The organism is Ignavibacterium sp., assembly GCA_032027145.1.
Lineage (GTDB): Bacteria > Bacteroidota > Ignavibacteria > Ignavibacteriales > Ignavibacteriaceae > IGN3.
The window spans coordinates 2051116-2063682 of sequence record JAVSMP010000001.1 but is presented as its reverse complement, the minus strand read 5'-3'; the positions used below and the strand labels follow the sequence as shown (position 1 = coordinate 2063682).

Genomic DNA, 12567 nt, shown 5'->3' with positions numbered 1-12567 from the left:
AAAGATCACTTGATTACTATCATCTTTTTCACATCAGTAAATTTATTTGTTTCCATTCTGTAAAAATATATTCCTGATGGTATAGAGCTTGCATCAAATACCACTTCGTGATATCCTTCTTTCATTGTGCCGTTTACAATTTCAGCTACCCGCTCTCCAAGAGTATTAAAAACACTTAATACTACTTTCGTTTCTGAAGGAAGAGAGAATTTTATATTTGTACTTGGATTAAAGGGATTTGGATAATTCTGTTCAAGTGAATACTGCAACGGAACTGTTACCTCTGCGTTTACTTCCTGTGAATATTTAACTGCTCCATCAAAGTCTATCTGCTTTAATCTATAAATATATTTCCCGGAATTAAGTTTTGAATCCGTATAAGAATAAGATTTCATTTCTATTGTTGTTCCAAATCCCGGAACAAACCCAATTTTAATCCACTCTGAGCTTTGAGTTCCGTTTTCAAAACTCTTTCTTTCAATCTCAAAACCCTGATTGTTTATTTCGGTTGCTGTAATCCAGTTTAGCTGAACTTCATTAGCGAGTTTTGTTGCTGTAAAAGATGTCAACTCTACGGGAATGATCTGACCAATACATAAATCATCCCAATATATATAATCGATATTAAATGAATTACCCTCGAACCAAATCTGTAATTTAGCACTATCGGAACCCGAAGCAGGAGTTGTAAAAGTTCCTGTAATCTGAGTAGGACCTACATTAGCTGTCGGATTAACAACCTGATGTAATATCTGCTCTGTAACACCGCCATCATAAGTAACGCTTACTGTTGCTGTACCGCTTGGGTCAGCATACCAGTCAAGGAAAAATCTAAATGAAAAGGATGTTTCATAGTTATTTATCAAAGGCAAAACACCTGATCTAATTACTGACTTACCGTTAAATGAAGGCGACCAGCCCATTCTTAATTCAGGAGCTGTTCCTCCAGCACTCGCTGAGTTACTTACAGTCCAATTTGTCATACCTAATGGTCCTACTGCAGTCCAGTTGCTTATATTATTAAACGGCTCACAATTCTCAACTAAATTGGGGTCTTGAACAGATGTAAAACTCCATAAAGATCCGTTTGTATTACAGGTATCACCAATCTCTACTACTCTCCAATAATAGGTTGTTCCATAAACAAACGTAACACCAGTTATAGTCCAGCTATTTGCTAATGTTCCGCTTTGGACAAGTGTAAGAGCATTTGGATCAGTTCCGAAATAAAGTTCATTTGAAACCGCACCGGTACCGTTTGTCCAGCTTAATTCACTTAGAGTAAGCGCAACATTAGTTTGACCATTTGAAGGATTTGGATTTGAAGGAGGTTCGACCGGGCATCCGCCGGCTCCTTCATCAGCAGCCGCCCAGAACGCAGTATGAAATGTACTTGTTCCATTATTATTACCGCCCGAAGTAGTACAACCTCCGTGTGTGTGAATACCTACAGCAACATTATTTAATGCATCAATTACAGGGCTTCCGGAATTTCCTCCTTCTGTATCTGTTACATATCTCATTGTTGTGCCGCTTGAACCTGCATTCGGTCCTACATGTGTCTGCTGAACCTGATTATAGTTTTGATTATCATAATCCACTCCATAGCCCGTAATTCTAATAGAATCAGGACTATAACTCTGAACCAATGGCCAATAAGCACCTTGAGCTTGCTTTGGCATTAAACCGGTATTTGAATTAGGATAAACTTCAAATACTCCCCAATCGTTGCCTATCCCGCCATCCTGATAAACTTTTGTAGAAACATTAACCGAATACTGATCTTCAGGACCGGGATGCTGAAGTGTTCCGTTTGGTAAAGATAATGGAACATTGAACTCAACTACATTTGCACTACTTCCATCAAGGCAATGCCCGGCAGTTGCAAACTTACCGTTAGGGATAATCCAGGCAGTGCAGCCAACATTTAATAGCCTTGCTGTTGCTGGCTGATTTGATAATACTCTGTCATCAGTTGGTCCGCATTGAGATTCTGTTACAACACCATTTGCCCATTTACCAACAATTACTTCATCAACATTTATTAAAATTTCTTTATCAAAGGGAGCGACAAAAAGTTCAAGTTTAACAGAATTGCCGTTAAAGAATGCACTGTAATTATTCCATTGCTCTAGCGATGCTACATTCAGCTTTTGCCATTGATGGTCGAATAAAGAAGTAATAATCACATAACTTTCTTTACCGAGATTAGTTTTATCAAAATGTAATTGTATCCAGGGAGCATCAGGAATTTCAATTACAGCCGAAAATGCAAGTTCAGGATTGGACCCGTAATTTTCATTACCATCTTTACTGCCGGAATTAAGTTTGAAGTCCTGAATATAATACTCAAGTGGAGCAGTTTGCCCTAAAGTAATCAACGGCATAAATAAATAAATTGCCGTTAACAATATGAAGAAAGACCGAAAAGTTGTTCTCATATAATTTAATCCTTCAATTAGTTAGTAAAAAGATGTTGACCGAAAATAGCTATTAATTATTTCTTCAAGTTAAAAAAAAATTAAATGCTACCAAATTAGTTTTACAAAAAAGATATTTGATACTGGTGTTTTCAAAATTAAAAGCCCATTTAATCTTTTAAAGGTCTTCAATCCTCATGATTATTGCATTTCTTAAAATTCTCATTTCTCACATAATCAAACTGAGGTTTATATTCAGCTATTTAATATTTATGAAAGGTAGCTTTGGAAAACTGATAAAACTGAATAATCACACTCACCAAATATTCTGTGGGTGTGAACCAAAAAATATGGTAAGATACTATTTAAATTAAATCAGCATAACTTCCCTTTATAATAATCAAAAGGTCGTCAGGTGCAATTATCAGTTGTGTCCCTTTTACACCAGCGCTAACATAAATCTGTTCAAACAACTGAGCAGTCTCATCAATAAAAGTCGGAAAATGTTTTTTCATTCCAATTGGCGAACATCCTCCCCTTACATAACCTGTCAGTAAGAAAAGATCTTTTAACTTTATCATTTCAACTTTTTTATTTCCACTTTCAGATGCTGCTTTCTTTAAATCTAGTTCAGATGTAACAGGAATGCAGAAAACTACATGCCCCGTTTTATCACCTTTACAAACGAGAGTCTTAAAAACCTTTTCCGGATCAGCTCCTGTTTTAAATGCTGCAGTTTCACCGGTTAAATCGCTCTCATCAACTTCATAGGAAACAACTTTATGTTTAATATTAAGTGATTCAACTATTCTAATTGCGTTTGTTTTGCTCATCATTTAAGTGAGAAATTATCTCTTCTTTTGATAAAGTTAAAGACTGTGCACTAAGCAGGAATTTTGTGTGTTCGATCTGAGGATTATTAAAGATCTGATTTGCTGCCCCGCTTTCAATGATCTTTCCATTTGAAAGAATTATTATCTCTTCTGCAAATTCTCTAAGCGCATAAATATCGTGTGATATACAAATAATTGTTGTGTGTGCTTTTTTATTTGTATTTACAATTAATTCTATAAGTGATGATTTTGCTTCTATATCCTGAGAAGAAAATGGTTCATCAAGTATTAATAACTCAGGTTCAATTATTAATATCCTTGCAAGAGCAATTCTTTGTTGTTCTCCCCCGCTAAGTTGAGAGCCTTTGCTGTTAATAAGTTTATGGTCTAAACCCAGATTAGTAAATAAGCTTTCAATTTCCTTAAAATAATTTTTTCGGGAATTGTTTTTTACCCTGAATGTTTCATTGAATATATCTTTGATTATTCTATACGGGTTAATCAGATATCCATCATTCTGAAAAAGCATTTGGACAGGGCTTGATAAAACATCATTCCAGTTATTCTTGTAATTAAATGTTACTTTGCCTGAGTAATCTCTAATAATTCCTGTAATTAATTTTGCCAAAGTAGTTTTACCGCTGCCCGATTCACCGGTTAATCCATATATCCTTCTATGCTCAAAGCTGAATGAAATATCTTTCAGAATACTTTTTATTTCAGGATTAAACAGGCTGTTATCTTTAGCTGTAAAAGAAACATTTTCTAATTGTAAAATTGTGTCTTTCATAAAACAAGTGCAGTTTCATAAAAATTTTCAGTTTTAACAAAATCAGAAATAGTACCGTTTTTTAAAACTGCTATTTCATCGGATACAGCTTTTGCAAATACCATATCATGGGTTACAATAATTACTGAATTTGCTTTGCTGCAATAGTCAGTAAACAAAAATTTCAAAAGATTTGTATTTATATAATCCAAAGCTGAAGTTGGTTCATCAAGTATTAATAATTTTGGAGCAGGAATAACAGCAAATATTAAACTTATTCTCTGAGCCATACCCCCGCTTAATTCATAAGGGTACAGTTCGGATATAATTTTATACTCCGGTAATAAAAAATCTGACAGAAGTTTATCAACGGCAGTTAATTCCAATTCAGTTTTTGAAAAATAGTAACTCAGTTTTTTCAAAGGATCAAAATTGTTTGTTAAATCCTGAAAAACATATCTAATCTGATTCTTTCTTAATCCCAGCAATTCATCTTCATTCATTTTATAAATATTTCTGTCATACCAGAACACATCAGCATTTACATTAAATGTTTTTGAATCAAGTAATTTTGTAAGTGATTTGATAAGAGTAGTCTTTCCGCTTCCGTTTTTTCCAAGTATTGTATAAACTTTACCCTCTGATAATTCGAAATTGATATTTGAAAGCAGATTAAAATTCTTATCCGCTTTAACACTCGAGATTTCTTTAATATCAGTTTTAAGCATAAACAATTTTTTGGTTTTGTTATCCAAATTAATAAATTAACAAACGAATAATTAGTATTTACTGTAAGAAAACCTAATTGAATAAAAAGCTTTTATTTTTAAGACAAGTTCATTAACAAATGAAATCAGAACTATCGAAACTTTTTATCAACAGAATTTTAACTTCAATACTTGTCTTATTTTTATTAATTACACTTGTCTTTCTTCTAATCAGATTAGCTCCCGGAAATCCGGTACAAAAATTTATTTCACCAAAATTAAGTCCTGAACTTATTACGCATATAGAAAAATCATTTAATTTAGATCAACCAATCCACATTCAGTATTTTTCATTCCTTACAAAAATATTTACCGGAGATTTTGGAATTTCCTACACATACAGGACATCGGTTTTAACTGTTATTAAAAATTATTTTTTGTTTACTCTCATTTTCTCATCTATAAGTTTCTTTTTACAATTCTTGATTGCATTTTTAATCGCACGATTTACATTCAAGTATAAAGATAGATTTATTGACAGGATAACAAACCGTTTTGCAGTTATTATTTACACTATCCCCTCATTTGTGCTGGGATTGTTTTTGATCATTATTTTTTCTGTCAGTCTGAATTTGTTTCCAACTTCTGGAATAGAATCTATACACAATGATTCTGCTTCAATACTTCAAAAAATGTCAGATCATCTTTACCATCTGATTTTACCTTTGATTACTTTAACAGCAGCCGGCTCTGCCCTGTTTTATAGATATCTTCGGGATGGATTCACACAAATTGCAAAAATGAATTTTGTAACTAATCTAAGAGCAAGTGGATTTTCTGAAAAAGAAATCTTCAACAGACATATCTTGCCAAATGCAATTCAACCGTTGATATCTGCTGCGGGGATTGAGTTTGGTATTTTAATGGGCGGCGCCTTAATAACTGAGGTGATTTTTTCATTGCCAGGTATGGGCAGATTAACAGTATCAGCAATAATTAATCACGACTATCCATTAGTAATCGGCTGTACTTTTATTGCTGGTATGATAATGATTCTTACTAACCTGATAGCTGATTTAGTAAAAGTTAAATTTGATAAGAGACTCATAAAAGAATTGATAGAGTAGTAATGAAAAAATTTACATTGTTAAGATTGATTCTGGTTCTTCTGTTGTCTCTGATTCTATTGAGGAGTAATTACATAATAAGTATGCTGTATTTAATGTATGTTTTTATAACAAATTTATTCACAAAAGACAGTGAAGTCCTTAAAATTATTGACCTTTCATTTATAGATAACATTATCTCAATTTTATTGCTGTTCATATTACTTTTTACAATTGTTTTATCAAAATCAATTAATAAAAAACTTCAGCAGAAAATAAGTTTTGTCAATATTATAATTTCACTATTACTGATGTGTTTTTTATTTGCACCGATTATTACCACACAACATCCTGATTTTCAAAAAAATATTTCCGTAACAAAACTATTACCTCCGCTTTCATCAGTTAAATATGTAAAGCTAATCAATGAAAATGTTGCTGTAACCGAAAAAGAGAAGTTGATGTTTTTATATAATTCTATTATTTATAAACCGTACGATAATAAAATAATTTTCTTTGATAGTTCAAACACCGGCTCTGAGTTTAAATATTATCAGGCTGGTAAAGAGATAGTGATTGATAAATCGTTATTGGAGACAAACAGCAAAGGAATACAGATATATAACAAATTTTTTCTGTTCGGAACTGATGAGTTTGGAAGAGATGTGTTTACAAGAATTGTATTTGGTTCCCGGATTTCACTTTTGGTAGGATTTTTTGCCGTGTTGATTTCATTTTTATTCGGAATTACTCTTGCTTATATAGCAACACAAAGCGGTAGATTGACTAATATTGTAATATCAAGAATAACTGATTTGTTTTTAACTGTTCCGGCAATTTTCTTTGTTCTGCTTTTTCTTGCATTTTTCGGAAATAATTTATTAACAGTTATTTTAGTTTTAGGTTTTACCGGCTGGATGAGTTTATTTAAAATTACAAAAAGTGAAATGGTTACTGTAAAGCACAGAGAGTTTTTTCTTACTGCAAAACTAATTGGTTTAAGTAAAAGAGATTTGTTAATAAAAGAAATACTGCCTGTTATAATTGTACCTGTTATAGTAAATCTGATTTTCCAGTTTAGTAATGTTATATTAGCCGAGTCAGCATTAAGTTTTTTAGGCTTAGGTACGGGGAATGATTATTCCTCTTGGGGAAAAATGATACAATCCGGTCAACGATACTTAAGTGAAGCCTGGTGGCTTGTGCTGGCACCTGGATCAGTTTTAATAATTACACTACTGGCGATAAATGAAGCCGGCAGAAAATTGTGAAATAAATATATGTCCTAAGAAATGATTAATGGCAGATATATAATTCAAAAAAAAATCGGACAAGGCAGAAGCAAAGTATTTAGAATTATTGATACTGAATTTCCTGAACGTGAAGTTGCTGCAAAGTTTTTGCCAGTTGATTCTTCATATGAAGAAAAACATTTTTTTCGGGAAGAATATTTTACTCTGCTGTCTCTTGATCATCCCAATATTATAAAGCCGTTTGAAATAAGTTCAGTTCTGATTAAGGATGAAGAAGATGATGAAATTGAAGTTGGTTCACCTTTTATTTTAATTGAATATTTTAACTCAGTAGAGCTGCTTAATTACAAAAACCTGACCAATGAAAAACAACTTCATTCTATTATTAAACAAATCTGTTCTGTGTTGTTTTATCTTCATCAATCCAATTACATTTATTATGATCTTAAAGCTGAAAACATACTGGTATCAGTTAAAGAAAATAATCCAGCAATTAAGCTGATTGATTTTGGGTTTGTTGGTAAAGTATCCGAAAGTGAATGTTTTGTAATCAGAGGTACACCTAATTATTTAGCCCCCGAAGTTTTAAAGAATGAAACACACGATCACCGAGTGGACTTGTATGCGCTTGGTGTATTATTATATAAAATAACTTATGACAAATTCCCATATCAATCTTCAAATGAACTTGAAATTTATAAAGCTCATCTGGAAGAAGAAATTGAGTTTGGAGAGAGCATATTTTCTAAAAGAATTTTAAAAGTAATTGAGAGACTATTAAAGAAAGATCCTTTAGAAAGATATTCAAATGCATTAGAAGTACTTGCTGATTTAGATATTAAAATTGATTTGGATATGACCAAGGATTTTATCCCTGCTAAAGTACTGAGTGGAAGAAAAGATGTTATAAATATTATCAACACTTATATTAATGATCAAAACAGCAATGAAGTATTTACAATTACGGGGTTTGATGGTGCAGGTAAAACCTCATTATTGAATTATATTCATGAGAAATATCAAAATTCAATACTTATAGAAAACCCTGGGACAAAAACAGGACTTGAGTGTATCAAATTCATTTTGAAGAAAATATTGTTTACTGAAATTCTTTATAAGGATAAAGCTGATCACATACAATATGTTTTGGATTCAATGAATAAGGATTCATCGGAGATTATACAATCTGCAAAAACGGTTTTTAATACATTAACGGCTGGATTTGATTTAATAATACTATTTGATAATTATAATTTATACGACAGCTATACAATTGAGGTCTTAACAAACCTGATCAGGATTTTTCAAATTAAAGGTATAAAAGTTATTATTACTGAGTCATCGGATTATGATCAAAGCTCCTTAAATATCAGTAATACTTACGAATTCCAACTCAATCCATTTACAGAGCATCACCTGAAAGAGTTTCTGAATCTAAGTTATATTTCTTCATTCCCGAAAGATGAACTTCATAAGTATATTGCATTATACTCTGATCTATTACCGGGGAACATCAGGCAATTTATTAAAGATTTAATCCTGCTGAATGTTTTAAAGTTCAACAATGGCAAAAGCTCATTTGATTGTTCCGAAGAAACAAATTTAGCACTTCAAAGTTCACACGAAGAAATATACCGCATAAGATTGAGCAATTTAGACAGTCTGGAGTTAAAGCTTGCACAAATTATTTCATCATTTAATATTTCTGTAGAACAAACTGTTCTATCGGCGTTAGTTGATGTTGGAAATGAAAAATTAAAATTTCTCCTCAGCGAACTTGAGAAAAAAAATATTATTAGAATATTAAATCAGAGTTATACGCCGGCGATAAATTCTTTTAGTTTTAAAAGATATGTTTATTCTACAATAAATAATAAAGCAAGATTTCATCTTGTAATCGCAAACTCAATTAAGAAATTATTTCCTGAGTTTAACAACATTGAACTGGCAAGACAATATGAATTAGCCGGCGAAAATGAAAAAGCAGTTGAAATAATTAATAGAGAAATTTTAAAAGCTGAAAAAGAAAATGCTTTTAGTTATAAACGTACACTTCTTGATAACTCTCTTAAACTGATTATTTCCGATAATACTCGCGAAAAATTATATATTGAATTAGTAAAAACTTTATTCAAGTTAAGTGATTATACATCTGCTATGCAGATTATTTACAGCCTTAAAACTGATAATTTATCTGAATCAGATTTGAACGAAATATTATCCATTAAAGGCAGCAGTTTGATAGAACTTGGTGAGGCTACTGAAGGGAAAAAAATTCTGCTAGGTCTTGCATCAAAAATATCAGATGAAAATTTTTTATTAAATATTTATGTTAATCTTGCTTTTGCAGAACTTGATCTAAATAATATTTCTGAGTCAGAGAAATACTGTAACCTTGTGATAAATAATAAAAACTCTAGCGACGAAGCATGCGGAAAAGTGCTTAATTTATTATCAATTATCGAGTTTCAAATAAAGAATAATCCTGAAAAAAGTTTGAACCTTGCTGAGCTTGCCTTACAGAAATACGAGTCTTCTCAACTTAAAAGCCGTATGGCTGGTATGTATGTAAATATTGGGAATTACTATGATATCCTGGGTAATCAAACTAAAGCACAGGAAAACTGGAATAAAGCTCTAAAAATTAATTCCAGAATTGGAAACCTTGAACAGGAAAGTGCCATATATTTTAATTACGGTGTATTTTTCAGCAATAAAGGGAACTATGAGTCTGCCTTAAGTAACTGGTTCAGTGCAATAAATATTTTAAACTCAATAGGCTTGAAAATTCAAATAGCGAATGCTTCGTATAATATTGGTAATGTATATATTCAAATTTGTGATTATCAGAAAAGCTATGAGTATTTAACTAAGGCTAATGATCTATTCAATAAATTTGGCAATATTGAAGAAAAAATTCGCTCTCTTATTTCGCTTGGAAAATTATGGTATATCCTGGGAGACTTTGAACAATTATATAAGACTCAAGATAAGATTGAGCAATTCAGTAATACGGCTTTAACTAACTCTGAGCAGTATTACTTCTATTTTAATTTTCTTAAGTTTTTACTTGAGTTAAATCCTGCGAGTGTTATTAAACCGAATGTTAAATTGGAAGAATTCTTTGAACAGATAATTAATGGGACGCAAGAAGATAAACTTGAAATAATTATTATCTATTGCGATTATCTATTAAGAACTACTCAATATGATAAGCTGCTAGGTTTATTCAACACACTAATCACTAATGAACTTATTGAAGAAAATATTATCTTACTGGCATATAAAAACTATTTCTTAGGGAAAATCTGTTTATTAAAATCTGATAATCCCGAAAAATCATCAATTGAATACTTTGAGGATGCTTATAATATTCTGGAAGATCATAGCATATCTGAATTAACCTGGAAAGTTCTGTATGAGATAACACTTATTTATTATGAAAGAGGAAATATCTTTAAGTTAAAGAAACCTCGTCTTTATTCTTATGAATTACTAAATATGATTGGTGAAAATATTTTAAATAATAATTTAAGATCAGTATATTTTAATCATCCGGAAAGAAAAAAAACTTTAGAAAAACTTTTATTAATCGGGAATAAAATTCAAGTTAATGAATACCAGCAAAGTGAACATTAAAATATATTCTGATAATGAGGATATAAGCACTATCAATTCTGCTTTGCGACAGGTTGAACTTGAAAGTGTACCTATTGCATATACTAATCCAAAAGCATTTGCTGCTGAAGATGATACCATAATAATACTTCAGATAGATTCGCTGGCTTCTGGTTTACTCAATGAAGTCTTTCCGATAAAAAGAGATATAAAAAATAAAATAGTTGTTGTTGTAAGGAACAATAACGCGCTGTTAGTAAGTACTATTGCTAAAATGGGACTTAAAGATATTTTTGTTTTCCCTTATGAGATACTAAAATTTACTAATTACATAAAAGAAATTGTATCTGATGGACTGTTTAAAACATCCGATAAAGAAACTGAAAATTCAAAGTGGGATAAATTTAGTCTTACAAACATCATAGGCAGTTCTGAAAGATTTGCCAGAACAATAGAACTGTCAAAAAAAGTGTCCGAACAAACTGCTTCTAATATTTTAATACTTGGGGAAACCGGAACAGGTAAGGGACTGTTTGCAAGAGCTATTCATAATTATGGAAAAAACAGAAAGCAGCCTTTTGTTGATATAGTTTGTACTGCTATTCCCGAAAGTTTACTGGAATCTGAATTATTCGGATATGAAGCAGGTGCATTTACAAACGCCCGAACTCGTAAACTTGGGCTGTTCGAGATTGCAGATGAAGGAACTTTGTTCCTTGATGAAATTGGAGATATGAGTTTAAGTCTTCAGGCAAAACTTCTTAGAGCAATTGAAAAGAAAGTAATTAAAAGATTGGGAGGAGTTACTGATATACCAATTAATGCCCGGATTATTTCTGCCACAAATAAGAATATTGAGCAAATGGTTGCTGAAGGTTCTTTCAGAAGAGATTTGTATCATAGATTAAATGTAGTTACAATTGAATTACCACCTTTGAGAGACAGAGGTGAAGATATTATAACATTATCAGATTTCTTTATTTCAGAATTCAATAAAAGTTTTAATAAATCTGTAAAAAAGATAGATAAAGAACTCAAATTCTTTTTTCTCGGATATCCTTGGCCCGGGAATGTAAGAGAATTAAAAAACGTTATTGAGCGAGCTGTTCTTTTATCAGACGATGGAAATTTACAATTAAGTGACTTTTCAAATTTAAGAAATTCTGCCTCCGCTGTATCAATTAACTCGGATTCTAATAATCAACTGCCGGATAATATAATCAGATTAGATTTAAACTTTGGAACAACAGATTTAAAGAAGCTAACAAAATTCTATACTCAGAAAGTCTTAGATAAAGTGGGCGGAAATAAATCACAGGCATCAAAATTATTAGGCATTTCAAGACCAAAACTCGATTCTTTAATCTCTAAAAAGAAATAAAATCACTTTATTTTGAACTTTTTTGTGTAAATATTTTTTACATAAAAAACATAATTTCTGATTAAAAATTGTAAATTTTACCGCCATTTCTTGTTTTTGTCTTATCTTTTCAATTTTCAAACCTATTTTACTGGCATTTCGATTGTCTAATATAAATACTTAAAAGAGGGCAAACTTTAGTTAAAGTTTCTTTTAAGAAAAAAATATTTTTTTCTAATTATTTCATCAATAATAAGGTGGGTGCTATGCAAAAATCCCTTATAATATTGATCTTGTTTGTTCTATCAATTGCATCTTTTGCTCAAGTAGAAGAAGCAGTAAGATATAGAGTGCAGGGCGAAGCAACTCTAATTGAACAACAAGTCAGTATATCTAACTCAGGTGAAACAGCTGATAAGATGATCTTTCAGAACAGATCAAATTCTCAGTTGGATGAACTTGGCGCAAGATATATGTTTGTCAGATCAGGTTCCCAGTTGG

At 31.4% G+C, this 12567-nt stretch carries 9 protein-coding genes; 5 read left to right on the top strand and 4 right to left on the bottom strand.

Features of this window, described 5'->3' with window-relative positions; translation table 11 throughout:
* Window positions 1-5: 5 nt before the first annotated feature.
* The 4 genes from ROY99_08615 to ROY99_08600 form a co-directional block, all read right to left on the bottom strand.
* Complete coding sequence (locus ROY99_08615; protein MDT3696444.1) at window positions 6-2441, bottom strand: T9SS type A sorting domain-containing protein; 2436 nt, start codon at window positions 2439-2441, stop codon at window positions 6-8.
* Between the two features lie 344 nt (window positions 2442-2785).
* Window positions 2786-3253, bottom strand: coding sequence for a Cys-tRNA(Pro) deacylase (gene ybaK / locus ROY99_08610; GenBank protein MDT3696443.1), 468 nt, complete (start codon window positions 3251-3253; stop codon window positions 2786-2788).
* On the bottom strand, window positions 3231-4043 hold the full coding sequence (locus ROY99_08605) for an ATP-binding cassette domain-containing protein (GenBank protein ID MDT3696442.1): 813 nt from the start codon (window positions 4041-4043) through the stop codon (window positions 3231-3233). Before ROY99_08605 ends, ybaK begins: the two co-directional genes overlap by 23 nt.
* Window positions 4040-4750: an ATP-binding cassette domain-containing protein gene (locus ROY99_08600; protein MDT3696441.1), complete on the bottom strand. Its 711-nt coding sequence runs from the start codon at window positions 4748-4750 to the stop codon at window positions 4040-4042. The genes ROY99_08605 and ROY99_08600 overlap by 4 nt, the downstream gene beginning before the upstream one ends.
* Before the next feature lie 119 nt (window positions 4751-4869).
* On the opposite strand from ROY99_08600, the gene ROY99_08595 reads away from it, so the two are divergent.
* The 5 genes from ROY99_08595 to ROY99_08575 form a co-directional block, all read left to right on the top strand.
* Window positions 4870-5856: an ABC transporter permease gene (locus ROY99_08595; protein MDT3696440.1), complete on the top strand. Its 987-nt coding sequence runs from the start codon at window positions 4870-4872 to the stop codon at window positions 5854-5856.
* A gap of 2 nt (window positions 5857-5858) precedes the next feature.
* Complete coding sequence (locus tag ROY99_08590) at window positions 5859-7106, top strand: ABC transporter permease (protein MDT3696439.1); 1248 nt, start codon at window positions 5859-5861, stop codon at window positions 7104-7106.
* A gap of 21 nt (window positions 7107-7127) precedes the next feature.
* Window positions 7128-10727 carry a protein kinase gene (locus tag ROY99_08585; protein ID MDT3696438.1) on the top strand — a complete coding sequence of 1200 codons (3600 nt, stop codon included), beginning with the start codon at window positions 7128-7130 and terminating at the stop codon, window positions 10725-10727.
* A complete protein-coding gene (locus ROY99_08580; GenBank protein ID MDT3696437.1) occupies window positions 10717-12087 on the top strand; it encodes a sigma-54 dependent transcriptional regulator in 1371 nt (456 codons plus the stop codon). The genes ROY99_08585 and ROY99_08580 overlap by 11 nt, the downstream gene beginning before the upstream one ends.
* Before the next feature lie 245 nt (window positions 12088-12332).
* Window positions 12333-12567 (top strand): hypothetical protein (locus ROY99_08575; GenBank protein ID MDT3696436.1); only part of this gene is annotated, 235 nt, incomplete at its 3' end.